This is a genomic window from Flavobacterium sp. K77, assembly GCF_021608205.1.
GTDB classification, from domain to species: Bacteria; Bacteroidota; Bacteroidia; order Flavobacteriales; family Flavobacteriaceae; genus Flavobacterium; species Flavobacterium turcicum.
This window is the reverse complement of the sequence record NZ_JAKIHO010000003.1, coordinates 176531-202710: the sequence shown is the minus strand read 5'-3', so window position 1 is coordinate 202710 and position 26180 is coordinate 176531. Positions and strand designations below refer to the sequence as shown.

Annotated in this window: 26 protein-coding genes; 7 read left to right on the top strand and 19 right to left on the bottom strand. The window is 34.4% G+C overall.

Annotated elements, in window-relative coordinates:
- Positions 1–13: 13 nt before the first annotated feature.
- The 14 genes from L1S34_RS08135 to L1S34_RS08070 all read right to left on the bottom strand — a co-directional run bounded on the left by L1S34_RS08135 (position 14) and on the right by L1S34_RS08070 (position 14217).
- Positions 14–1471 carry a Gfo/Idh/MocA family protein gene (locus L1S34_RS08135; protein WP_236363595.1) on the bottom strand — a complete coding sequence of 486 codons (1458 nt, stop codon included), beginning with the start codon at positions 1469–1471 and terminating at the stop codon, positions 14–16.
- Between the two features lie 77 nt (positions 1472–1548).
- Positions 1549–1923: a c-type cytochrome gene (locus L1S34_RS08130; protein WP_236363594.1), complete on the bottom strand. Its 375-nt coding sequence runs from the start codon at positions 1921–1923 to the stop codon at positions 1549–1551.
- A gap of 18 nt (positions 1924–1941) precedes the next feature.
- Positions 1942–2994 (bottom strand): sugar phosphate isomerase/epimerase family protein, encoded by a 1053-nt coding sequence (locus tag L1S34_RS08125; RefSeq protein WP_236363593.1) that lies wholly within the window; start codon positions 2992–2994, stop codon positions 1942–1944.
- A 33-nt stretch (positions 2995–3027) separates the two neighbouring features.
- Entirely contained in the window at positions 3028–4194 is a 1167-nt protein-coding gene (locus L1S34_RS08120; RefSeq protein WP_236363592.1) for a Gfo/Idh/MocA family protein, read from the bottom strand.
- 4 nt (positions 4195–4198) lie between these two features.
- Positions 4199–5902: a GMC oxidoreductase gene (locus L1S34_RS08115; protein WP_166134381.1), complete on the bottom strand. Its 1704-nt coding sequence runs from the start codon at positions 5900–5902 to the stop codon at positions 4199–4201.
- 48 nt (positions 5903–5950) lie between these two features.
- On the bottom strand, positions 5951–6514 hold the full coding sequence (locus tag L1S34_RS08110) for a gluconate 2-dehydrogenase subunit 3 family protein (RefSeq protein WP_236363591.1): 564 nt from the start codon (positions 6512–6514) through the stop codon (positions 5951–5953).
- Between the two features lie 420 nt (positions 6515–6934).
- Entirely contained in the window at positions 6935–8125 is a 1191-nt protein-coding gene (locus tag L1S34_RS08105) for a hypothetical protein (RefSeq protein WP_236363590.1), read from the bottom strand.
- Between the two features lie 12 nt (positions 8126–8137).
- Positions 8138–8968: a type 1 glutamine amidotransferase gene (locus L1S34_RS08100; RefSeq protein ID WP_236363589.1), complete on the bottom strand. Its 831-nt coding sequence runs from the start codon at positions 8966–8968 to the stop codon at positions 8138–8140.
- Positions 8969–8990: 22 nt separating this feature from the next.
- Positions 8991–10100, bottom strand: a complete 1110-nt coding sequence (locus L1S34_RS08095; protein WP_236363588.1) for a carboxylate-amine ligase — start codon at positions 10098–10100, stop codon at positions 8991–8993.
- 68 nt (positions 10101–10168) lie between these two features.
- On the bottom strand, positions 10169–11110 hold the full coding sequence (locus L1S34_RS08090) for an ATP-grasp domain-containing protein (RefSeq protein ID WP_236363587.1): 942 nt from the start codon (positions 11108–11110) through the stop codon (positions 10169–10171).
- Between the two features lie 18 nt (positions 11111–11128).
- A complete protein-coding gene (locus L1S34_RS08085) occupies positions 11129–11842 on the bottom strand; it encodes an alpha/beta fold hydrolase (RefSeq protein ID WP_236363586.1) in 714 nt (237 codons plus the stop codon).
- 343 nt (positions 11843–12185) lie between these two features.
- The gene (locus tag L1S34_RS08080) at positions 12186–12581 is read right to left on the bottom strand and encodes a glyoxalase (protein WP_236363585.1); all 396 of its coding nucleotides are present in this window, start codon (positions 12579–12581) and stop codon (positions 12186–12188) included.
- 90 nt (positions 12582–12671) lie between these two features.
- On the bottom strand, positions 12672–13940 hold the full coding sequence (locus tag L1S34_RS08075; RefSeq protein WP_236363584.1) for a mechanosensitive ion channel family protein: 1269 nt from the start codon (positions 13938–13940) through the stop codon (positions 12672–12674).
- Positions 13933–14217: a DUF3817 domain-containing protein gene (locus L1S34_RS08070; protein ID WP_236363583.1), complete on the bottom strand. Its 285-nt coding sequence runs from the start codon at positions 14215–14217 to the stop codon at positions 13933–13935. Before L1S34_RS08070 ends, L1S34_RS08075 begins: the two co-directional genes overlap by 8 nt.
- Positions 14218–14318: 101 nt before the next feature.
- Between L1S34_RS08070 and L1S34_RS08065 the strand changes: the two genes are divergently transcribed.
- The 4 genes from L1S34_RS08065 to L1S34_RS08050 all read left to right on the top strand — a co-directional run bounded on the left by L1S34_RS08065 (position 14319) and on the right by L1S34_RS08050 (position 19397).
- Positions 14319–14846, top strand: coding sequence for a DUF6155 family protein (locus L1S34_RS08065; protein ID WP_236363582.1), 528 nt, complete (start codon positions 14319–14321; stop codon positions 14844–14846).
- Between the two features lie 228 nt (positions 14847–15074).
- Entirely contained in the window at positions 15075–16619 is a 1545-nt protein-coding gene (locus L1S34_RS08060; protein WP_236363581.1) for a DEAD/DEAH box helicase, read from the top strand.
- A 164-nt stretch (positions 16620–16783) separates the two neighbouring features.
- Complete coding sequence (locus tag L1S34_RS08055; RefSeq protein WP_236363580.1) at positions 16784–18121, top strand: DEAD/DEAH box helicase; 1338 nt, start codon at positions 16784–16786, stop codon at positions 18119–18121.
- A 205-nt stretch (positions 18122–18326) separates the two neighbouring features.
- Positions 18327–19397: a serine hydrolase domain-containing protein gene (locus L1S34_RS08050; RefSeq protein WP_236363579.1), complete on the top strand. Its 1071-nt coding sequence runs from the start codon at positions 18327–18329 to the stop codon at positions 19395–19397.
- A gap of 15 nt (positions 19398–19412) precedes the next feature.
- On the opposite strand, the gene L1S34_RS08045 is transcribed toward L1S34_RS08050, so the two are convergent.
- Positions 19413–20657: a multidrug effflux MFS transporter gene (locus L1S34_RS08045; protein ID WP_236363578.1), complete on the bottom strand. Its 1245-nt coding sequence runs from the start codon at positions 20655–20657 to the stop codon at positions 19413–19415.
- 78 nt (positions 20658–20735) lie between these two features.
- Positions 20736–21455: a sulfite exporter TauE/SafE family protein gene (locus L1S34_RS08040; protein ID WP_236363577.1), complete on the bottom strand. Its 720-nt coding sequence runs from the start codon at positions 21453–21455 to the stop codon at positions 20736–20738.
- 106 nt (positions 21456–21561) lie between these two features.
- Between L1S34_RS08040 and L1S34_RS08035 the strand changes: the two genes are divergently transcribed.
- Positions 21562–21987, top strand: a complete 426-nt coding sequence (locus L1S34_RS08035) for an Lrp/AsnC family transcriptional regulator (RefSeq protein ID WP_236363576.1) — start codon at positions 21562–21564, stop codon at positions 21985–21987.
- Between the two features lie 194 nt (positions 21988–22181).
- Here L1S34_RS08035 and L1S34_RS08030 read toward each other — a convergent pair whose 3' ends face one another.
- Positions 22182–22688 carry a DUF2911 domain-containing protein gene (locus L1S34_RS08030; protein WP_236363575.1) on the bottom strand — a complete coding sequence of 169 codons (507 nt, stop codon included), beginning with the start codon at positions 22686–22688 and terminating at the stop codon, positions 22182–22184.
- Positions 22689–22868: 180 nt separating this feature from the next.
- On the opposite strand from L1S34_RS08030, the gene L1S34_RS08025 reads away from it, so the two are divergent.
- Positions 22869–24785 carry a DUF294 nucleotidyltransferase-like domain-containing protein gene (locus L1S34_RS08025; RefSeq protein WP_236363574.1) on the top strand — a complete coding sequence of 639 codons (1917 nt, stop codon included), beginning with the start codon at positions 22869–22871 and terminating at the stop codon, positions 24783–24785.
- A gap of 2 nt (positions 24786–24787) precedes the next feature.
- Positions 24788–25384, top strand: a complete 597-nt coding sequence (locus L1S34_RS08020; protein WP_236363573.1) for a 3'-5' exonuclease — start codon at positions 24788–24790, stop codon at positions 25382–25384.
- 10 nt (positions 25385–25394) lie between these two features.
- Here the strand turns inward: L1S34_RS08020 and L1S34_RS08015 are convergent, their stop codons facing one another.
- Both L1S34_RS08015 and L1S34_RS08010 read right to left on the bottom strand, forming a co-directional pair.
- Positions 25395–25892 carry a 4'-phosphopantetheinyl transferase superfamily protein gene (locus L1S34_RS08015; protein WP_236363572.1) on the bottom strand — a complete coding sequence of 166 codons (498 nt, stop codon included), beginning with the start codon at positions 25890–25892 and terminating at the stop codon, positions 25395–25397.
- Positions 25893–25909: 17 nt separating this feature from the next.
- Positions 25910–26167 (bottom strand): acyl carrier protein, encoded by a 258-nt coding sequence (locus L1S34_RS08010; protein ID WP_166134423.1) that lies wholly within the window; start codon positions 26165–26167, stop codon positions 25910–25912.
- Positions 26168–26180: the final 13 nt, after the last annotated feature.

Genomic DNA, 26180 nt, shown 5'->3' with positions numbered 1-26180 from the left:
ATTATTCTAAAAATTATAAAGTAAGCGCTTTCCAACCCTCGCGGTAATCACGTTTTACAAACTGATTTACTTCGTCAAAATTGGTGATTTTCATCGCAGAGTTATCCCAAAGCAGTTTAGCAGAACGGCCAGGATATACTTCTTCACCAAGCTCCTCACGAATTACATCATATCCTCTTACAGCTAAATTAGCCATAAGCAACGCTTCTGTTAATGGTCCCGCTACTTCAAATGGAGAACTTAATTCTGTTTTTCCATAGCCTGCAATAGCCGCTTCAACCCATTGTTTGTAATGACCTTCTGCGCCGCCATCAACTCTAGCATATTTTTTAGCCACTTTCAAGTTTTCGTTTTTGCTTAAAGGCAACAATCTCGGATTCAATCCATAAGTATCGCACATCATTTTTCCTTTGGTTCCAGTAAACAAAGTTCCGTTACCTCCATCGCCAAAGATTTCATTTGGAGCTAATTCATTTGGACGTCCTGGCTGAATTCCCCCATCCATCCAATGTACTTGAACATCACCTTTTGTTTTGTTTGTTTTAGGGAAGGTAAGGGTAACGTGACTTGATGGAGGACAACTTTCTGGAAAGTAACCTCTTTGGAATTCATCAACATAAACAGAGCCAACGCTACATTGAACATCTTTTGCATATTGCAATCCTAATACGCTAAATGGGGCTTCTAATAAATGACATCCCATGTCACCCAGAGCTCCTGTACCATAATCCCACCAACCACGCCAGTTAAAAGGTACCAATTTATTTACATATTCTTTGAAGGGAGCAGTACCCAACCACAAATCCCAATCTAATTCTGTTGGAACTGCTGCTTTATTTGTTGACCAAGGAATTCCTTGTGGCCAAACAGGACGATCTGTCCAAGCATGTATCGTGTGTACGTCGCCGATAAGGCCTGCTTCGTACCATTCTTTCATTATTCTAGTTCCATCATTTGAGGCACCTTGATTCCCCATTTGTGTCACTACTTTGTATTTTTTAGCTGCCTCTGTTAAAATTCTTGCTTCAAAAATATCGTGAGCAATCGGTTTTTGTACATAAACGTGCTTGCCCAATTGCATTGCGGCAAGTGCTTGAATAGCATGGTTATGGTCTGGAGTAGATACAGAAACGGCATCAATATTTTTATGTTCCTTATCTAACATTTCGCGCCAATCCTTATAAAATTTGGCTTTTGGAAACGCTTTAACGCTATCAGCGGCTCTACGAGTATCTACATCGCATAAAAAGGAGATATCTGCTTTTCCACTTTTAGCAAACATCGCAATATCAGAACGACCTTTACCACCAACTCCAATTCCAGCTACAGAAAGACGGTCGCTAGGAGCAATAAATCCTCGTCCCAACACGTGTCGAGGTATAATCATAAATGCAGCAGCTGCAGCAGCGGTTGTTTTAATAAAATCCCGACGATTATTTGTTATTTGATTATTTTCTTCTTTTGGTTTCATAGTTATTTTTCAATTAGATAATAAAAAGGAATCAAACACTAGTTATTTCGAACCTTCCGCTTAGTAGAGGGTCTGTCTTATTTTTTTAGAGATAAGATGTATTTGGCCATTGATTTGGCATCTTCCTTTTTAATTGATCCATGGGCTGACATTGGTACAGCACCCCACACGCCAGAACCACCCTTGATGATTTTTCCACTTAAATAAGCTACGTTTTTATCATTCAACGGATATTTCTTTGCAATATCTAAATAGGAGGGACCGATTAGTTTTTTATCAATTTTATGGCAACCAACACAATCAGATTTAGCAATTAGTTTTTCACCATCAGTTGCCTGATAGATAACAGAAGCTTTTTTGGTAATCGTAATGTATTTAGATGATAAAGTAGGGGTTGAAAATGAAGTCAAGGCTAATAAAGCTGCTCCAAACAGTACAAATTTTAGTTTCATTTTAGTTTATTTATAGTTTTATAGTCCTAAGTTTTTTCTATTGAATGCTTGATCAGTAGCTACTGCTGCAAAATCATCAAATGCTTTATCGGTCACTTTAATGATATGATTTTTGATAAATTCTGCACCTTCACGAGCACCGTCTTCTTGATTTTTTATACAGCATTCCCATTCCATAACAGCCCATCCTTTAAAATCATATTGAGTTAGCTTGCTAAAAATAGTTTTAAAGTCTATTTGACCATCACCTGGAGAACGATATCTTCCTGCTCTATTGGCCCAATTTTGGTATCCGCCAAATGTTCCTTGCTTTCCGGTTGGATTGAATTCAGCATCTTTGACATGAAATGCCTTAATACGTTCGTGATAAAAATCAATGTATTGAATGTAATCTAATTGCTGTAATACAAAATGAGAGGGGTCGTATAACAAACAAGCCCTTTCATGATTATTTACCGCCTTTAAAAACATTTCGTAGGTTTCGCCATCAAACAAATCTTCTCCAGGGTGTATTTCGTAACAAACATCAACTCCATTTTTATCAAATTCATTTAAAATAGGAGTCCAGCGCTTGGCTAGTTCTGCAAATCCCTCTTCAACCAATCCTGCCGGTCGTTGCGGCCAAGGATGAAAATATTGCCATAACAAAGAACCGCTAAAGGTTGCATGTGCAGTCAAACCTAAGTTTTGAGATGCTTTTGCAGCATACATCATTTGCTGTACTGCCCATTCTTGACGCGCTTTTGGATTTCCATGTACATTTTTTGGTGCAAATGCATCAAAAAAATCATCATAGGCTGGGTGTACTGCCACTAACTGCCCTTGTAAATGAGTTGATAATTCGGTGATTTCTAAACCGTAGGAGGCTATTTTTCCTTTCAGTTCATTAGCGTATGTGGAACTTTCGGCAGCTTTTTGAAGATCTATGAATCGTGAATCTAGAGTAGGCATTTGGATACCTTTAAATCCTAAATCAGCAGCCCATTTACATATGCCATCTAAGGAATTGAAAGGTGCTGTATCACCAATAAATTGTGCTAAAAAGACTGCTGGTCCTTGAATTGTAGTCATATAATTTGTTACATGTTTAATACTTGAAGTTATTTAGACAACAAAAGGTGTCCATTTTAAATCTGATTCGGATGAAGCAACAACATTATCAATAAATGCCATACCGCGAACTCCATCAACAACAGTTGGAAAGTCGAGCATTTCTGGACTTGGTTCCGTTCCTTGTAATTTACATTGCAATGTGAGCGCAAAATTTCTATAAATATTAGCAAATGCTTCTAAATATCCTTCTGGATGTCCACCAGGCGTGCGACAATTGTGAGTAGCAAAAGATGATAAATGACTGTAATTAGAACCAGCTCGTAAAATTTGAGTTGGTTCAGTCAACCATTTAACTAATAAGGTATTCGGATCGTGCTGTAACCATTCTAGACCACCATTTTCTCCATAAACTCTAATTTTCAAAGCATTTTCTTCACCTGCAGCAACCTGCGATGCCATTAATACTCCTTTAGCTCCATTTTCGAATTTAAGTAGAACAGCGCCATCATCATCCATAACACGGCCATCAACTAACGTATTTAATTCAGCACAAACCGCGGTAATTGGACTGCCAGTTATGTACTCAGCTAGATGTGCTGCATGAGTACCAATATCGCCCATTACAGAACTTTTGCCTGATTTTTTAGGATCAGTTCTCCAAGCTGCCTGCGCATTCCCCTCTCTTTCGGAAAGCCTACTCAACCAGCCTTGAGGATATTCTACCCAAACTTTTCTAATTTTTCCTAGCTTCCCATCTTTAACCATGGCTTTTGCCTGTTTTACCATAGGATATCCTGAGTAGGTGTGGGTTAAACACAGTGTTAAACCCGTTTCATTTACCTTATCTTGTAGTAACTTGGCCTCCTCAAGAGAAAACGTAATTGGCTTTTCGATCACTACATTAAAACCATGTTCTAAAGCCATCATAGCAGGAGCAAAATGAGCAAAATTAGGAGTAACAATTGTTACAAAATCTATTCTTTCTTCTGAAGGCAAAGCAGCTTCAGACTTAATCATTTCTTCATAACTAGTATAAGTTCTTGACTCAGGTAAAAAAAGTGCTCTGCCAGATGCAATAGCAGTTTCGGGATTGATACTTAGCGCACCACAGCTCAATTCAATTAAGCCATCCATATTTGCTGCTAAGCGATGAATTGCTCCAATAAAAGCATCCTGTCCACCGCCAATCATTCCCATTCTTAATTTTCGTAATGCCATTGATTTAGATATTACCTTTTTTTAATTCTTTAACTGCATAATCACAAGCACGTGCTGTAAGAGCCATAAATGTTAGTGATGGATTTTGACATGCAATGGATGGCATACAGGAACCATCAGTAACAAAAACATTACTCACTTCGTGCATTTGATTCCATTTATTTAAAACTGATTCTTTCGGATCGTTACCCATACGTGCAGTTCCCATTTCGTGAATTGCCATTCCTGGATAACAATCATTATCGTAAGTTTTAACGTTTTTAATTCCTGAAGCTTCTAACATTTCAGCAGCATCATTCATCATATCTTCACGCATTTTAGCCTCATTTTCTTTGTGCTCACAATCAATGGCAAGAACTGGCTGCCCCCATTTGTCTTTACGAGTATGATCAATATAAACTCTATTTTCGTAATAAGGAAGCATTTCTCCAAAACCACCTAACCCCATACTCCAAGAATCTGCAGGTAATGACATGGTTTCTTTAAAATTTTGACCAAAGGCTAACTCAGCTACTTCTTTATGCCAAGAACCTCTACTTGCGCCACCTTGATAGCCGAAACCACGTAAATAATCACGCTTGTCACTTCCGTAGTTTTGATATCTCGGGATATAAATTCCATTAGCCCTTCTTCCGTAAGTATATTTGTCTTCAAAACCTTCAGCGGTTCCTTCAGCCCCACAACGGAAATGGTGATCCATTAAATTATGTCCTAAATGGCCACTAGAATTTCCTAAACCGTTTGGATGTGCCTCCGATGTTGAATTTAATAAAATGAAAGTTGATCCTAAAGTTGATCCATTTACGAAAACAATTTTTGCATAAAACTCCATGGTTTCATTGGTTTCGGCATCAATTACCATAACACCTTTTGCTTTCTTTGTATCCTTATCGTAAATAATATGATTTACAATAGAGTAGGGTCTCACAGTTAATCTTTTAGTAGCAGTAGCTGCTGGAAGCGTAGAGGATTGGGTACTAAAATAAGCACCAAACGGACATCCTCTGCTGCAAAGGTTACGGTACTGACAACTTCCACGACCTTTGTGAGGAACGGTTAAGTTAGCTGTTCGTCCGATAGTCAATATACGTGTTTGATTGTAGTGTTTTTCCAATCTTTCTTTAACTGATTTTTCTACACAGTTTAAGTCCATCGGAGGCAAAAATTTACCATCTGGTAGCAAAGGCCAGTTCTCTGCCTGACCGCTAATTCCAGCAAATTTTTCAACATAATCATACCATTTTTCTAAATCTTTATAACGTATTGGCCAGTCATTACCATAACCGTCTTTTTTGTTATCCTCAAAATTGTGATCGCTAAAACGATAACTTTGTCGGCCCCACATTAATGATTTACCACCCATGTGAAAACCTCTGTACCAGTCAAATCTTTTGTCCTCGGTATAAGGACAATCCAAGTCATTTACCCACCATTTTTCAGTAGCTTCATTATAAGGATAATCTCGAGTTTGTACCGGATGCGTACGTTTCTGTTCTTGTGTTAGTTTGCCTGCTCGTTCAAATTCCCAAGGAGCTTTCATTGCCGACTCGTAATCTTTAATGTGCTCTATATTCATTCCGCGTTCAAGCATTAGCACACGCATTCCTTTTTCGGTTAGTTCTTTTGCTGCCCAACCACCACTTATTCCTGAACCTACTACAATAGCATCATAGGTGTTTTCTGCTTTTAAATTGGTATTAATGTTCACGTTTAGTTTTTTTTTGGTTTAAAATTCTAGTTTTTTGTTTTTTAGCATTTAATTGGTTGCCCAAGCTTTTTGTCCTGGTTTGTACTCTGCGCTACCGTCGTATCGTCCTGGAACAGGCAAATATTCTCTGGCTTGTGTACAACCAATTTCTGATGAATAATACCCAAGAATGGTTAAATCTCTGGCAAGAAGAAAAAAGGAAGGAGCTCTGTTAGTTGCAATAGCCTCTGCTCTTAAGTCTTCCATCAGTTTTTGACGTTCCGCTGGTGAAGTAGCTAAAAATTCTTTGTTAAAATCTTTTACAGATTTGTATTGCATTGCTTTCAATCCGCTTGCAAAAATTTCCTGCATTTCAACTGGATAACAATCTTTAATAATCATTGGAATGAAAGTACCCAAACCTGCTGCTTTAGCACCTGGTGATGAAGCTGTAGTTGGAATAATGATTTCGGCAAATTCAGCTAAAATAGCTTCATCTGTTGCCGTAAAGTTTAGTTTTTTGTTTTCGTCAATTGGCGAACTAAAACTTTCAAACAAAACGCCCATAGTTGTTGCTGAGATTGCGCTTCCCATCAAAAACGCAACGCTTTTAAGTGCTTCTCTTCTATTCATTTGCTGATTATTAAAATTAATGATTATTACAAAATTATTAGAACTATACAATAATAAAGAAAAAAAAACCAGCTTGATTTTTTTTATGTTAAAAAAATAAATTATTCCATATTTTACATTTTATTAAGTAAAACAATTTAAAAAATTCATCAAAAGGGTTTACTACTGTCTATTTTTCAGTAAAAAATTATTATCTCAGGGTGTTTAAAATTCGAAAAAACATTTTTTTTAGTTTATTTAGGTCTTTTAAATAAGTTTTATATTACAGTTTAAACCCTTAAAAGTTACTAAACCGTTTTATCATTGCGTTAAAATGACTTATTAAAGAAAAATATTAAGTGTTCTTTAAAATCTACTTAATAAATATTTGTAGTGATTTTCGACAACTTGGTTTAACTATTTTTTTAACTCAACAAGGAATTATTTTTCAAATAATCCGATTGATCCGCCAACCCAATCAGCATCTTTATTGAATTTAACACCGATCATTTCTCCTCGACTCAGGCGAACTAAATTACAAAGTAGAGTAGGAGCGCTATCATTTTGGTCCCAAGTACAAAGTATCCTAACTTCGGCTTTTACTTTCCCATTTGGTGATTGTATAATTGGTGCGTAAGTAACTTTTTTTTGCAGAATATAAAGGTCTTTTTCTACAACATTTTCAATATCCTGACGTGTTACATGAAAAATAACTCCTGCGCCTGCAAATGAAAATAAAGGTTTCAAAACATAATTTTCTAAATCTGTTGGGATCTCATCGAGTTCGCTCAATAATCTCGTTTCAATACAATATTTTCCTTTTAACAGGGGCAGAATGAATTTGCTGATTCGGAAAAACCAATTGGGATGTCCTGCCCACTCTATATCAAGGGAATCAGTAAAACTAAAATTCAAGTCCAAGTCAGATCTTTCTTCTAATTCATCAAAGATAACACGATTGTATATTCGTTTTATTTGTTTTTGTTCGCCAAGTTTGTTGGTGTAATACAATTTATTTCCTTTTTTTATCAATTCTGTGACACAAACGACAGCTACTCCTAAATCGCGTTCACAGTAATAAAAATCAATTTTTGTGTTTTGTTTTTCCGGTTCAATTTCTAGTAATATTACATCTTCTGGTAAATGATTACCACAAATTATTTTTTGTAGAATGCTTATGTATTCATGCTTTGAAATCCCATTAATAAAAGGTGTTAATTCATCCAGAAAAGGATAATGATTTTTAAATTTCTCATAAAGATTCATTTGATAATTAAACAAAGATGGAAATCCTTGCACTTCGATCAATTTTGGTATGATCTTTTCATTTTCTATGCAAATGCCAAAATCAATAGCTAGAAATGTGGTGTGATTGTCCTCGTTAGGAACACTACAATGAGGAGGCACTGCTTTTTGAGTTTGTGCTTTAAAATTATTTTGACTAATAAAAAAAATAACTTCTTGACAGCCTTCGATCAATTGATCTTTCAGGGTGTTGGGAATAAAAAAAAGAGTTTCGGCTATTCTGAAGGTTGGTAAATAGTCAAAATCAGAGGCAATATCGTCTTTTAAATTTTGGTATTTCTGCTCAGAAAATTGCGAGTTGAATAATTCCCTATATTTTTCAATCATGAGAGAATGGTTTTAATTCGAAATCATTTTTTTTGTCTTAATCAAATCATTAATTGCGATTCGAAGAAAGTTCGGAATCAGAGTTTCGTTCGTTCTATAAATTTTATCATCATCTAATAAATCCTCTAACATTGAACGAAATTTACGTTCCCCTTTCATAGCTTTAATTCTTTCTTTGGTTTCTTTATTTCTCAGGAAGGTTACAAAACTTATTGGATCTGCTTCTGGATGAAACTGTGTGCCAACAAAATAATCGGTAAACCGGACTGCCATAATTGCTCTCTCGTACTGAACGTGATCTCTAATTTTTTCGAGAGAAATGATACGAGCTCCTTTTTTACTAAAAACACTTAATTTAGGCTGTACTACTTGATAATCACGAGAATCAATTGCATAAAAAGGATCTGGAAGTCCCTCAAATAGAGGATCTACAAGACCTTCTTTTGTTTTATGAATTGACATTACTCCAAATGAGGTGTCGTTTCGTTTGGTAACTTTTGCTAAACCAAAGTGCTGGCAAGCCATTTGAAATGAATGACAAATAAAAAGCATGTGTTTTTTTATATCATTTTCTATATTCCATGCCGATAAAGCATCAATAAATTCATAATATTTTCTATCCCAAATACCATCTCCTTCAAGAGGGTTTCCTGGCCCGCCTGTCGAAATATAAATATCGTATTTTTTAATATCTGGTAATTCACATTTTTGGCGAACATCAAAAATATCGTAACGTACAACCGGATGAAACCTATTGATCACATCAATTATACAACGCATGCCCTGATTGGATTCACCGTTATACATGTCTAAAAGTGCAATTTGTAATGGTTTTGGTAGCATATCCGTAGATTAAATATTTAAATTATAAGCCTTTGGTAAATTCGGATGTAATGAAATCAACTACGCTTGTGAGTTGTCCTGTTTCATTAAAAACAGCTAATTGCTTGTCTGCACCGGTACCATTTTTTAATATTTCATGAACAAAGTTAATTTCGTTTCTGCTTCCTAGTTCATCTACAACATCATCAATAAAATCAAGCAATTCAAGAATAAGCATTTTGGTTGCTACCTCTTTTTGTAATCCAAAATCAATCATATTGTTTTCTATTCCGTAGCGCGCTGCTCTAAATTTGTTTTCCTTGATCAATGCTAACCTATAAATATTAAAGCTAGTGTTGTTCATGTTTAATTTGTATAATTTGGCCACAATAGCTTGAATTATAGCTACGATACATATAGTTTCATCAACGGTAAGTGACATGTCACAAATTCTAAATTCGATAGTATTATAAAATGGATGCAAACGCAAATCCCACCATATCTTTTTAGGATTATCGATACAATTGGTTTTTACCAAAGTGTCTAAATAATTATCATAAGAACTTACCGAATCAAAGTATTCAGGCAAACCTGTTCTTGGGAACTTGTCGAAAACCTTAGTTCTAAATGATTTATAACCCGTTTGTCTGCCTTCCCAAAAAGGAGAGTTTGTAGAAAGAGCAAAGATATGTGGCAAGAAATAGGTGGCTTGGTTCATTAATTGTAATCCTATTTCACGATTTTCGATTCCAACATGACAATGCATTCCAAAAATTAAATTTGAACGTGCGGCATCTTGAAGTTCATTTACAATATCATGGTAACGAGGATCATCTGTAATAGGTTGGTCTTGCCACTTTGAAAAGGGATGCGTACCTGCTCCGCCAACGATTAAATTTTGCTTATCAGCCAATTCGACTATTTTAGAGCGTAAAAATCGAATCTCATTTTTGGCATCTTTAATATTTTTACAAATATTAGTACCTACTTCAACCACTGATTGATGCATTTCAGCCTTAACTTGTTCGTTCAATATAATTTTTGCGCCATCTACAATTTTAGATAAATGCGAACGTAAATCTCTAGAATCAGGATCTATAATTTGGTATTCTTCTTCTACACCAAGCGTAAATACAGGTAATTTCTTTAGCATAATAATTTTTTTAGTGTTTAGTCGCAGTCGCAGCTTTCAGTTTATTTACTGATTACTTTGAATGAAAACTATCTTACTGCATCTTTGATAAAATCACCCCAAGTTAAGTTTACTTTACCAGATTTTTGTTTTTTTGCTGCAGCAATTGCCATTTTAGCAGCTTCTTCAACAACCCATTCAAAATTAGCTTCTCCTACAGATGTGATTTCAGCATCGGGAGCAGGATTTCCAAAATCTATTGCGTAAGGAATGCCATCTCTTACAGCAAATTCAACGGTATTAAAATCGTAACCTAAGCCTTTACATAGGCGTAATGTGTAATCCTTTATAGTCGCCAGTAATTTTTTATTTGCAGGTGGTCCATCGAGTACATATCTTAAATGATGAGGGTTTCGTGGCTCATATTGCATAATGCGAACCGCCTTTCGACCCAAACAATACACTCTAAAATATTCAGTAAAAACGATTTCTTCCTGCAAAAGCATTACCAATTGACCTGTTTCTTGATGTTTTTGCCAAAACTCTTCTTTGTTTTCAAGACGATACACGTTTTTCCATCCACCGCCTGCATAGGGTTTCATGTAGGCAGGAAATCCGACGTACTCAAATATTCCATCCCAATCCATAGGATATTTTAAGTTGCGAAAAGATTTTTCGGTAGTATCTGTAGGATGGTCGGCAGAAGGTAAAATAACCGTTTTAGGTAACGGAACTCCCAAAGTATCTGCCAAGGAATTATTGAAAAATTTATCATCAGCACTCCACCAAAACGGATTGTTAATCACATTTGTACCTGTTAAAGCAGCATTTTTTAAGTAAGCTCTATAAAAAGGAACATCTTGACTAATGCGATCAATGATGACAGCATACTCTCCATCTTTGTTTTGTACTACTTTATCAATTGTTACCGCTTCGGCAATTATGCCTTTTTCATTTTTTGAATTAACTCGATCAATAAAGGCTTGCGGAAAAGAGTCTTCCATGCCAAATAAAATTCCAATTTTTTTCATCTTGATTCCTTTATTTTGTTAAAAAAACTTAATTCGTGATAAATAATGCGGAAACATTTCTTTCCATAAGGGCCAATCGTGATTTTGTTCTTGCCTGATATCTAGCCAATGGTGAATATTTCGATTACTCAACACCTTGCTCATTTTTAAATTGGCATCAAAGCAAATATCCCAATTTGAAGTTCCTAAAACGATATCAATATTCCACAATTCATGATCATCCAGACCGTATAAATAATCTTCAGGACTATTGTAAAAAACAGCATCATTGTGAAAACCATCCATGAAATTTTTGATACTAAAAGCACCACTCATTGCAAATAAATGGCTGACATATCCAGGATGACGAAATGCAAAATTTGCAGCATGATAGCCTCCAAAACTGCAACCTGCTATTGCAATTTTTCCTGTTGGACTGTGATGCATTATTTTTTCGACAATTTCGTGGCAAATCATTTTATCGTATTGAACGTGGTTTTCGATACGATGAATAGGGTGTATATTTTTGTTATAAAAACTGTTTTTATCTACACTATCAGGACAAAAAATCTGAATTAAACCTTGATCTAAATACCATTTTGCCGATTCAATCAAGCCCATGTCCTTGTTTTCATGAAAACTTCCCATAGAGGTAGGAAACAGTAAAACAGGGTAACCAGCATGCCCAAAAACTAACATTTCAATTTCTTGATTGAGATGCGGGGAATGCCATTTGAAATAGTCTTCCATCATAAAATTTACTTTAAACAAGTATAACGAAAAAAACGACTGAATTATCTTCAAATTAGAAAGTTACAATACAATTCAAGGAAATCGAACATACGAGTATTATTTCAATCAAATATTTAAAATAGGATTATATGAGGTACCAAAAATGCATTTTCGTTAAAAAATTAACAAATTTACATTCGCAGATAATCAAAAGAAATTGATGTTACAATTAAAAAGAAGTAAGGATTTTAATGAGATATTGTTTTTTTTAGTGTCTATCAATAATAAACAGCCACAAAAGATTGTGATAGATTTTAGAGATAATCTATTTATTCTGAGGACGTTTTTAATTTGTAGGAGAATTTTATTTAGTGGCAAAAAACTGTAGTTGGCTTTTTAGGCGCTCTAATAACATACTCATCATTCGTTTATTTAAATGAGATGCATTAACACTGTATAAATCATATTCTTGTGAGGTAAAAAGACCAATGATAATTCCTTGACATTTATTTCTGAAGGCAGTATCTTTTTGCACAGCATTCTCCATGAGTGCCATTTTTTTTTCAAGCGTAAGATTGTAAAAATCAACTTTACTGTTTTGAGCATACGAATTAAAAATACTCAAAAACAAGTCGTTTTGTAGCTTTAAAATAGGTCTTAATACTTGGTTTTGAAAATGCTCATCAGGAGTAGTAGCTTCGTTGATAGAACCGATAGTTTGACCTCTAAAGTCATTTAAAAAAGAATCTCTTGTTGTCATTTTTTTTAATTAAAGGTAAACAATAGCGTGAAAAGTAACGTTACGCAAGCTTAATTTAGTTGTTAAGATTATATTGTATCTGAAGGAATTTTATTTTTTGGTAAAACTACTAAGTGTGCTCTCAGACATAGTTTCAAACAATTCGAGGCCAAAATACGGAGCTGCTGCAATAATATGATCGAAAATATCAGCCATAATGTATTCGTAATTTTCGAATCGTTTATCATACGAAAAAACATAAACTTCAAGTGGTACGCCATGTGCAGTTGACTGTAATTGTCTACAAAGCAAGAGCATGTCCTTATTCACACTTGGATAATGAGATAAATATTCGGTAATATATTTGCGAAAAACACCTAAATTAGTCAAGTTTCTACCATTTATTGGAAGTGATTTGTCTATACTGTTTTGCAGATTGAATTGATCAATTTCTTGCTTGCGAGCAGCAAGGTATGCTGTAATAAGCTGAATTTTATTTAATTCTAGAAGATCATTTTCGTCAAGAAATCGAATGCTGCTAGTTTTTATTAAAATATGTCTTTTAATTCGTCTTCCGTCTGAGTTTAGCATGCCTCGCCAGTTTTGGAACGAATCTGAACTTAGACTGTAGGTTGGAATTGTAGTTGTGGTATTATCAAAATTTCGAACTTTTACGGTAGCTAAATTGATTTCAATGACATCACCATCAGCACCAAATTTGTCCATTGTAATCCAATCGCCAATGCGTACCATATCATTTATTGAAACTTGAACGCTAGAAACAAATCCGAGAATTGTATCCCTAAAAATTAAAATGATTACTGCTGAAACAGCTCCTAATATTGTTAGCAATTCCTTCTTATCAATATCAAATAATTTAGAAACAATTAAAGTGCTACCCACAACCCACAGCATAATCATGATAACTTGAATGAAGCTGTCAATGGGTTTATCGCTATAGCGCGGTTTCAGTTTTAAATAATCGCGAAGTGCATTAAAAATAGTGCGAATAATCCACAGAACCAAGACAATAATATAAATACCAACCACTTTGCCAAATACGCCTTCCCAATATTCAAATCGATCTAAAATGATGGGTACTGACTTGTAAATAAATAAAAGCGGAATCAAATGCGCGATGTACTTGGCCGTTTTATTCGAAACCAGCAAATCATCAAATTTTGTTTTGGTTTTTTTAGCAATGATAGCTAAAATGGTCACCAAAACTAAGCGAAAGACAACATAAATGATATATGAAATAGTACATAAAACGATAATATTTAGTACCAAACTAACATACGATGCCACGCTACTGCCTAAACCCCATTTTCTAAAAATAGGGTAGAGGAATGTGAAGATTGCTTCAATGTATTTAAACATTTTTCAGATATTTTTTATCCACGTAAAAAGTTCCGAACGGGATTAAGGAGCCTAAACATATAATTCCGAATTTTTTCCAATCCCAATTTTGTTCAAATTTCAGCAATATTGCTAGTATAATGTAGCTAACAAATAAGAGACCATGTGCCATTCCTATTGGAAAAAGTAACGTTTTATAGAGAACTAAATTTGTAGGTTTTACAATTAGCATATTTGAAAACAATGCTAAATAAGAAACTCCTTCTAATAAAGCGACAATTTTGAAAATTTTAAGCATGATATTTTCTTTAAAGTATAAAAAACAAAATTAGCTATTATCACGCAATTTTATGTAACAGAAACCTAAAGTAATTACTTTTGCAATCTTAAACTTTGATAATGAGTAAGCGAGAGTTAAAAAAATATATTGCAACACTAGATAAAGAACAACTTGAAGAACAAATAGTCGAGTTGTATGAAAAATTTAGCGCTGTCAAAGTGTATTACGATTTTGTTTTTAATCCAAAAGAAGACACTCTTTTAAAAGAATGTAAAACTAAAATTGCCTACGAATATTTCCCTGTCAAGAAAACGGGACGTCGTAGCAGACCCAAAATGCGCCGCTCCGTAGCTCAAAAATATATCAAACATTTTCAAATTTTAGGTGTCGATCCTTTTGTGATTGCCGATGTGATGTTGTACAACATTGAAATTGCTCAAACTTTTTCAAGCGAAAACACCATCAAAGTAGAGGGCTTTTACAAAAGTATGTTTAACTCATTTGAGCAAGCAGTTGTTTTTTTAATTTCAAATGGAATTCTAGATGATTTTAGAGATCGATTAAGAGCTATTCATACCGAAGCCATCCGTCAAAAATGGAATAATGAAGTATCTTTTGAAGCAGTTTTAGATCGATTGGAATACTAGAAAAATTTTATTTTTAGATCATTCATAGTATTTCATTATCAAGATTTAAAGCAAAATCACAGTAGGATTTTACGTTTTCGAAGAGATTAGATGGAATTAAGTGGCTCAATCTGAGTTAAGCGGTCCTAGTTAAATCAATTTTATTTAATCTTATGCCTATTTTTTTTCTTAATTGTGGCTCAAAAACTGTTTTTTAGGCGTATTTTTGCAAAAATCCAATATTTACCAATGTCCCAAAACACTTTAGAAATAGAAATCGAAGACAAAAAAGAACTTTATGCGTACCAAAAAGGCGATATCGATGCCATTTTTGAACGCATAGATAATGCACCGGAAAAACATCATTTACTATACCAACTCCCAACTGGAGGAGGAAAAACTGTTGTGTTTTCAGAAATTGTAAGACGTTATTTATCACAACACGATAAAAAAGTGGTAGTTTTAACGCACCGAATTGAACTTTGTAAGCAAACCTCAAAAATGCTAAAAGGCTTTGATGTAAAAAATAAAATCATCAACAGCAAAGTTAAAGATTTACCAGACCAAAACGAATATTCTTGTTTCGTGGCAATGGTCGAAACACTTAAAAACCGTATCAATGATGATAAATTGCATCTTGATAACATTGGTTTAGTAATTATTGATGAGGCGCATTACAACTCATTTCGCAAGTTATTGAGTTCGTTCAAAAACGCATTTATATTAGGAGTGACGGCAACGCCGCTAAGCTCTAATATCAAATTACCAATGCATCAAAGTTATGATGAACTAATAGTAGGTGATACCATTAGCTCATTAATCGAAAAAGGTTTCTTAGCAAAAGCTATTACTTACAGTTATGATGTAGGCTTGACTTCCTTAAAAGTAGGTATTAACGGGGATTACACCGTAAAATCATCTGATGATTTGTACACCAATATGGCCATGCAAGAAAAATTATTGCATGCCTACACTGAAAAATCTATTGGCAAAAAAACCTTGATTTTTAACAACGGTATCAACACTTCGTTATACGTTTATGAAACGTTTAGAGAAGCAGGCTATGGTATTAGACACTTAGATAACACAAGTAGCAACGAAGAACGTAAAGAAATTTTACATTGGTTCAAGCACACGCCAGATGCCATTCTAACATCAGTCGGAATTCTTACAACAGGTTTTGATGAGCCAACTGTTGAAACTATTATCTTAAATAGAGCGACTAAGTCACTTACTTTATACTACCAAATGATCGGGCGTGGATCTCGAAAATTGCCTGGCAAAGATTCCTTTACCGTAATCGATTTGGGTAACAATGCCGCACGTTTTGGCTTGTGGAGCGAACCTGTAAACTGGCAACATATTTTTAAATCACCTGAGTTTTATCTTGAAAATTTACGTGACGACTCTGAGATCGAAATGTATTTCAAATACAGCATGCCGCCTGATATTCGCGAAAAATTCAGCAAAACAGAAGTGGTTACTTTTGACGTAGAAGAAGAACATAAATTAATCATCAAGCAAAATTTACGTTCAAAAGAAGTTTTAGATAAGTCCCTTGACCAACACGCTGCAATGTGTGTGGACAATTCTGAAACCTTGCAAGAAGCCAAAGCGCTAGGTAAATTATTAGATGATGATATTGAATGCCGCATCAAACGTTATGCAAAATGTTTGAGTCAGTGCAGTAAAAATTACCGTGAATGGCTCGTAGACGATTATAAAGTCAAACTCGTTTTGTTAATCGGTAAAAAATACCGCGAAAAAATCATGAACGAACCTGACGAAGATTAATCTCTCTGTCAGGAGCTATTTCCCGCTATCCGCTGTATTCCCGATAAATAAAAACTACGGCTAAAAAGCCTTGTTTTTCTAAATCGGGAGATGCCGCTACTATCGGGGCTAAAAAAACGAGCAGGCAACAACTATTTTTTTAAAACATTCAAAATCCAAAAAACATGTCAAAACAATTCTCTGATTTAGGAATTTCGGCACCACTGGTAAAAGCAATTACCGATCTGAAAATTGTTGTGCCAACAGAAATTCAGCAAAAAACAATTCCGATACTATTATCAAATAAAACAGATGTAGTTGGACTTGCACAAACCGGTACAGGAAAAACGGCTGCTTTTGGATTGCCAATTTTACAATTAATAGATACTACTGCAACGCACGTTCAAGCTGTAATATTGGTTCCAACCCGAGAGTTAGGCCATCAAATTACACGAAATTTAGAAGATTTTGCTAAATATTTACCTGAATTATCAATAGCGTCTACTTGTGGTGGAATTCCAATTAAACCACAAATAGAACGACTTTCACAACCAACTCAGGTTGTAGTTGCAACTCCTGGAAGGTTAATTGATTTACTACAGCGTAAAGCAATTGATTTGTCTAAAACACAATTTCTTGTATTAGATGAAGCTGATGAGATGGTATCCATTTTAAAAGAAAGCTTAGACGAAATTGTAAGTGCCTTGCCTAAAGAGCGTCGTACTTTACTTTTTTCAGCAACCTTACCTGGCGCAATCAAACAGTTGGTTCAAAACTACCTTCACAAAAATGTGCAACACATCAGTGCACAAATGGAAACTGTTGGTCATCAAGGAATCGATCACGAATATATAGTTGTGGACCCAATTGAAAAATTAGATGTTTTAATGTATTTTTTAAATTCAAGAGAAGGGGGGCGCGGCATCATTTTTTGTAAAACAAAAGCCGCCGTTAATAAATTGGCTAAAAACCTAGCCATAAACCGTTTTTCCTCTGGAGCCTTACACGGAAGTTTGTCGCAAGGTATTCGAGATCGCATCATGGAGCAATTCAGAGAAGGTCATATCAATATTTTAGTGGCTACAGATTTGGCTGCAAGAGGTATCGATGTAAAAAACTTGTCGTACGTTGTCAATTATCATTTGCCAGATGTATACGAAGCTTATGTGCACCGTAGCGGTAGGACGGCTCGTGCTGGTGCAAAAGGATTGGCTTTGACCGTTTTGCAAGCGGAGGAAGTTGCTGAAATTGCTGATTTTGAAAGAGAATTAGGTATTACTTTTACACCTTTTCAAAAACCAAGTGCTTTAAGTATCGAGCAAAACAATACTTTACTATGGGCCAAACAAATTTTTAAAACCAAACCCAACCACGATGTTGACGCTGAGTTTAAAAATAAAGTAAAAACGATTTTTCATCATTTAACAAAAGATGAATTGGTAGAAAAATTACTAGCAAATTATCTTTTGCAAAATAAAAATGAGCCAGCTGAAAAAGTCGTAAAAAGACAGAAAATGAAATAAAATATACTTCTTTAAACATAAAAACATCACTCGAACGTAACCGTTTTGGTGATGTTTTTTTTTGATGTTAGAATTAGTACTGTTTTATTCTATAATTTGGCTTCTTAGAAAAGCTTAAATTTTGTAGAAAGAGCTAAAATTTTAACATTACGTTAAACCTTTTGAAAAATCAACAGTCAAAAGAACAAACCAAAATTAAATAATCATGAAGAATTTAACACCATTTGTGCTTTTATGGCTATTTTTTACATCTTGTAGCGGAGATGATAATCCAAACTCACCAGAAGTACCAACAAATATGTATTTCCCACCCACAAGTTCAAACACTTGGGAAACACATTCTAGCAATAGCTTAGGATGGAATCAGGCCGCGATAGGACCGTTGAAAGATTTTCTGGCGCAGAAAAACTCCAAATCGTTTATGATTTTAGTTAATGGTCGCATAGTTATGGAAGAGTATTTTAACGGTCACAACGCAACCACTTCTTGGGAATGGAATAGCGCCGGAAAGACCTTAGTAGCAGCTACCACAGGAATCGCACAACAAGAAAATCTTTTAGATATAACTATGCCAGTCTCAAATTATTTAGGTAATTCGTGGACAGCAATGCCTTTGGAGAAAGAGCGATTGATTAAAGTTACTGACTTGTTAAGCATGACATCAGGGAATGATGACACCAAACAATTTGTGATAAAATCTAATATAACCTATGTTGCTGATGCGGGTACAAGATGGGCTTACAGCAATGTTTTTCAAAAATTATTTGATGTTGTTACATCGGCAAGTAAACAAAATTTTGAAACGTATTTTAATGCCAAGCTCAAGAATAAAATAGGAATGGATGGTTTTTGGAATTACGGAACGATATTTACTGTTTATCATAGCACCACGCGTAGTATGGCTCGCTTTGGATTATTGGCCTTAAACAAAGGAAAATGGGAAAACGAAACCATCATCAACGAAACTTATTTCAACCAGAGTATTACACCATCGCAAGCAATAAACCCATCTTATGGCTTTTTATGGTGGTTAAACGGAAAAAACAAATACATGATTCCGAGTGAGCAAACTGTTTATCAAGGCTTCTTAATTCCATCAGCACCGGCAGATATGTACGCCGCGATGGGAGCCAAGGATCAACGTATTTATGTGATTCCGAGCAAAAAAATGGTCGTAATTAGAATGGGCGTAGCATCTGATCCTGATAATACTAATTTTGCAGTATCAGGCTTTGATGAAGAGCTTTGGAAGAAAATAAGCGCTGTAATTCAATAAATAGAATACATCAATTTAATGTACCATTACTACTTCGTTATCAGTTGAAGTTGTAATGGTATTTTTTATTTTACGTTTTCCAATTAATAAAACAATAAGTGCCAATACTGTTGTTCCAGTGATAAGCCATACCATTGGCACTATTGATTTGGTTACAAAAACACCAACTGCAAAGGAGGCCAATGCTCCTAATCCCAATTGAATAGCGCCCATTAATGCCGAAGCGCTTCCTGCATTTCGAGTAAAAGGAGCAAGGGTAAGTCCTGCTGTATTCGGATTTGATATTCCTAAACAAGCCAAAAACAGAAATAATAGGGCAATTGTGCCATACAGATTCAATAAATTATTTATCGCCAAAATTAAAAACAATAAGCTAATTCCGGTTTGTACCAATAGCGCGCCTAAAATCATTTGCTCACTTGTAAAACGTTTTAAAAGCACGGAATTCAACTGACTCGCTCCGATAAAACTTAAGGACATAAAGGCAAAAATCCAACCGTACATTTTTGCATCGACGGTATAAATATCCATGAATAAAATTGGAGAAACAGCAACGTAAGTAAATAATCCTGAAAATGCTATTGATCCAGCAAAAGCGTAAGTATAAAACTGAGGATCTTGTAAAATAACCCAAAAATTGGTCAAAATAGGTTTTGGTTTTAAAGAAATAGTTGCATCAGGTTGATAGGAATTTGGTAATCCAAACTGAGCTGCTAATAAAATAAAAATTCCAATCACCATCAAAATTAAAAATACAGTATGCCAACCGTAATCAGCAGTAATGTAACCGCCCACGGTAGGTGCAAGCATAGGAGAGAGTCCCACGACTAACATCAACATTGAAAAGACTTTCGGAATGTCTTTCACCGGAAACAAATCACGAACCATCGAGACAGAAGCTACTGTTGCAGCACAACTTCCTATGGCTTGAATGAATCGTAATCCAATAAAAGTATCAATATCTTGCACAAAAACGCAACCCAACGAAGCCAAAATATAAACTAGCAATCCAATAAACAAAGGTTTTTTTCTACCAAAACGATCCAATAAAGGACCATACAACAATTGCCCCGCCGAAATACCAATAAAGTAACTTGATAATGTCATAGCTACTTTTGCAACCGTCGTCTTTAAATCTATTGCAATGCCAGCAAAACCTGGTAAATACATGTCAATTGAAAAAGGACCTAATGCTGTTAAAGCTCCTAGAATTAAAATTAATTTAGTGTAAGTTCCTTTTTTCATTGCAGTGCCATTCATAATTTTCAATTTTTTGGCAAAGATACGTTTTAAGAATCCCAGAACAGAATAGGAATCGTTTAAAAAGGGTTTATGAAGCTAGTTTTTAATCAAAAGTAAAACACCAGATACACAAAGTAAAAAAAGCATACTGTTTTTTAGCATGGTTTCATTGATAAAGGAGTAGACCTTCTTTCCTAAAAATAATGCTACAACAAAGAAGGGTAACACATAGAGTGCGTTGTAACACTGCTGCCAAGTCAAGATTCCTTCAAAAGCAAGTACGGGAATACGCATCAAAGTAATGAGTCCCAGAATACCAAACATAGTAGCACGAACTACTTTAACATCTGGAGTTTGATTTTTAATGATGATCAAATACAATGGTCCGCCGGTTGAAAACACTCCTGAAAAAAAGCCACCCAAAAATCCAAAAAAGAATTTCATCTTAGTTAATACTTTGATTTCACTTGCTGATTTTAGGCTGTTGAGCACAAATAATAATATAAAAATACCTAAAGCCTTTTTGAGAAAAATAGGCTGACCATAAGCCAAGACAAGAATCCCGATTAGTAATCCGAAAAAAGAAGAAACAAACAGCTGTTTCAGTAATTGTTTATTGATTAACCGCCATTCTTTATAAACATGAAAAGGAGTGGATAGCATGTAAAAAATAGACAAATAACCAATAGCATCAGGCAAAGGCATTACAAAAAGAAGTACGGGCAAAGCAATTAAAGCGCCTGCAAAACCCGTTACGGTTTGCACAAAGAATCCTAAACAAATACCAATCGTGAGCCAAAAAACAGTATAATCCATTTGGCAAAATTAGATTAGAAAATCGTATTTTTTAAAATAGAATCAACGGAAATAATTATAATTTACCTTTAAAAAATGTAATTTTGCATCTTAAACCAAAAATAAAATGGTAGACTCATTAGATTTAAAAATAATAGATTGTTTGAAAGTAAATGCGCGAAGTTCATTTGTAGAAATAGGAAAACAAGTTGGTCTTTCGCCGTCATCAGTGCGAGAACGTGTGCAAAAGCTTGAAGAGAATGAAGTTATAACCGGGTATCAAATACAGCTTAATCCCGCTAAACTGGGTTTTGGTTTAGAGGTGTTTATCATGTACAAATTATTCAGTGGTAAATTGATGATTTTTTGTGCAGATTTAGCTTTATTCCCAGAAATTTATGAAATTCATCGTATTACGGGAACGCATAATATTTTTATGAAAGTAATTCTGCGAGATCAAATGCATTTACAACAATTTATTGATAGACTTTTAGGCTATGGAGAACCAACAACACACTTAATTTTATCTGATTTAAAAGAAATTAAAATCTAACAAGATTTTGAAGAATAATAAGTTTTTCTAGTCGTTATTATATGAACTATAATTTATATTATGTAAAATAGAAAAATTAACTTCTCACACTAACCATGAAAAAATTTAATTATACCATAATTAAAGTAAGCCTAAATTAGAACATAAAAAAAAGCATTGCTCTCACAATGCTTTTCTGTTCAATAAAAATGATTTTATTTTATGTTTACTACAAAATCCCAGTTTTCCCAGCTTAGTACAACAGCATTTTTTTCTACAGTATAAACTAATTTCTCTGTTGTTTTTTTAGATGCCTTCTGTTTGATTGTCACTCGCAATTGATCTTCGGTTTGCTTGTATTTGTAAGCTCCCCATTGTTTAGCTTCTTTATTGAATATGATTACAGATTCTTTTTCTGATGGTAAAACAAAAAATGAATATTTTCCTGCTGGTAGTTTAGCTCCTTCTACAGTAATTTCCTTATCGGTTTCAAATGTAGTTGCATCATTTGCACCAGCACGCCACACTTGATTAAATGGTACCAATGCACCCCAAATTGCTCTACCATTTACTGATGGGCTACCATAATTAATTGTAATTGTAGCTCCATTAATTTTCCCTGTTACAGATTCTTTTGTACTTGTTGGTTTTCCTTGCCCTGAAGCCACAGTAACCAGTAAAAATCCAATAATTGCAAATTGTATTTGTTTCAATAATTTCATAATAAAGTAGTTTAAATTTTAGATTAAAAGTAAAACAACTTCCACTTTTTTTCATGCTATTAGCTTTATTTTTATGAAAATATTAAGGATTGTACAAATTATGTGTTTTGCCATGTGCTACCTTGCAGTAGTGTTTTTTAATTTCTTATTTTTACCATCGATTACAACACTTGAACCATTATGAATTCGATAGCTGAACAAATTGCTGATTTTTTAAAAGAATATGCGCCCTTCAATTTTTTAACATTTGAGGAGTTGTCCAATATTGCAGCGAATATTCGGGTAGTTAATTTGGAAAAAAATAAATCTCTTTTTCAAATAAACGATGCCTTGCATGATAGTTTTTATGTAGTAGCTCAAGGCGTTATCAACTTATCTGTTATTGCTGATGCAGAAGAAACATTGTTAAACAAATGTGGACCTGGTGATATTTTTGGATTGCGTCCGTTTTTTGCAAAAAACAATTACATGATGACTGCTAAAGCCCGCGAAGAATCGTTGGTTTATGCAATTCCCATCGAAACTTTTCGTCCTTTTGTTGCAAATAATTCCGAGGTGCTCAATTATTTATTAGAAAGCTTTGCTGTCAATACTAGAAATCCAAAAGACAAAGAAAATTTAATAGGAAAATTAATTAGCGATAACGTGTTTTATTCTGATCAACAATCAGAAATGCAGTATTTTCAGTCCTTAAATTACAATACCTCTCCACTAGTTACCAACCGCAGTTCTACGATTAAAGAAGTTGCTTTGCTAATGACCGAATCATTGAAAGATAATGCGCTGGTTGTCGAAAATAATTGGCCAATTGGTATTGTAACCGATTGTGACATGCGTTCTAAAGTGGCCACTGGTCGTTATGAACTGCACAAACCAATAACATCAATAATGTCGTCTCCTGTTATTACAGTGGTCGAAAACATTTCACTTGCCGAAGCACAACTTGTTATGCTTAAGAATAACGTAACTCATTTGTGCGTGACCCAAGATGGTACAGATAAGTCTGCTATTAAAGGAATTATATCTGAGCACGATTTAATTGCAGCTCAAGCAAATAACGCTGGTGTACTTATAAAAGAAATTAAAAGAGCTCAAAACCCGAAAGAATTAAAGCAGATCAGAAATCGTGTTACCGATTTAATTCAATCTTCTATTTCTAAAAATATTCCGTTATCACACGTTTTCAATATTACGAGCGAAATTAATCTGGCAATTATTAAAAGAAGTGTAGAACTTTCTATTTTAGATTCAGGCTCTCCTCCTGCCCGTTTTGCTTGGTTAAGTATTGGAAGTCAAGGACGAAAAGAACAGCTATTACGTACTGATCAAGACAGTATCATTGTATTTGAAGATGTTTCGCCAGAAAAATACCGTGATGTAAAAGATTATTTTGTTAGACTGGGTAAAAAGACAACCGCTACACTTGAAAAAATTGGATTTGACTACTGTCCAAATGGCCACATGGGTAGTAATATACTTTGGTGCAAATCACTGACTGACTGGATAAAACAATACGATAATTGGATGAATACTCCAGGTGAAAATTCAGCTGATTTAAGTAGCATCTTTTTCGATTATGAAATAACTTTTGGTGAACAAAAAATTGAGGATGCTATAAGCGATACTATTTTTAAAAATGCTAAAAACAATGCCTTGTTTTATGATTTTCTGGGCAATGATGCACTCCGAAAAAACTCTCCTTTAACGTTTTTCAAAAATTTCAGTTTGGAAGAAGACGGTCCAAACAAAGATAAATTCGATATTAAAACTAAAGCCTTAATGCCATTAATTGACGGCGCGCGCTTATTTACTTTAAGTTTTGAGATTCGCGGAATAAACAACACGTTTCAACGTTTTAAACAATTGTCTCTAACAGATCCCAAACATGCTGAAATTTATTTAAATTGTGCGGAGGCATTTTTAACTTTATCAAAATTTAGAACCCTCGAAGGCTTAAAAAATGATAACGATGGACAATTCATTAATCTTGAAGAACTTTCAAAAATTGATCGCGAAAAATTAAAAAATGCATTAGCACCGATGCGTGATTTAGAAGAATTGATTAAAAGCAAATTTCAACTTACACAATTTTCATAATTATGTTAGACTGGTTAAAAAATATTAACAAAGAATATCCGGAATTCTGGAAATCTTACAGCGCGAAATTCGATAAAAAATCTTCTCGATATGTTATTTTATCTACCGAAACAACAGGCTTGAATCCACAAAAAGATGTGATTTTATCAGTGGGTGCCTTTGCTATAAAAGATAATGCAGTACACATTGGTGATAATTTTGAAAGTTACCTAATTCAGTACAAATTTTTACATGACAACGGCTTGACTAACGAATTCATGATGGAAAGTACTATCAAAAAAAGTAGCGAACCACAAGCCATTCAATCGTTTGTAGAATATATTGAAAATGCAATCTTAGTTGGCCATCACATTGATTTTGATGTTGCCATTATCAACGAAGCCTTAGAACGAATGGGATGCGGTAGACTCAAAAATGAAGCTTTAGACGTAGATGTGATGCACCGTAAGCTAAATGACATAAGTGATAAAGAAACGTCTCTTGATACTCTTTGCGAATTGTATCACGTTCCCATTAGTGACCGCAATTCGGCAGCCGACGATGCTTACAAAACGGCGCTTCTATTTTTGAAATTAAAATCAAAGTTAAAGATCAAGTAGGAAAGTCAAATTATAAAATTTCATCTAGCATTACGGCTTGCCAAAATTTTCCGTGATGAGTAACTGAAATTGGGTAATCAAAACCTAATTCTTCGTTCCGAATAAAAGGTAGACCTTCTTTTTTTAATATTTTGTGGTCTTTTTTTAATTCTAAAACGGATGAAAAATGTTTAGGATCAGTAACGGCAATTGTATAGATTTTGTCATTGTCAATCACTGTTTTAGTTAAAAAAATTTTGTCTTTAAAATTTACCTTTCCAAATACACTTGTATCAATTGAACATCCAAACTGTATCGGATTAAAAACTCTCGTTCCTGTTTCTCGATTGAAAATTTTATAAGCCGCTTCCTTCTGGGACCATAGTTTCCAAACCATTTGCTCTTGGTCTTTCGCGGTTTCGATATAAAATTGCTCTTTGACAGAAAAAATTTTATTCAAAAAACCGGGCCGCTGCCAGTTACTTTCTAACCTCGCAACGCTCAAATCGATTACATCGTTCCCAATCACATTTTCTTATTTTGCAATTAATCCCGTGCTGCTAATTTTTCCTCAATGATTGCCATTGCCGCTTTTACTGTTAACATTTTCTCCATCGATTCATTATCAATAATAATATTGTATTTTTCTTCGATATCTAAAACAACATCTACTAAGTTAGCAGAGTTAATCTTTAGATCTGCAATGAAATCAGTTTCTTCAGTTAAGTTTTCAAAAGCTTCGTTGTTAGCAATATAAGGTTTTATAATTGCTTTTAGTTCGATTATGGTTTGTTCTTTATTCATTTTTTTATTTATT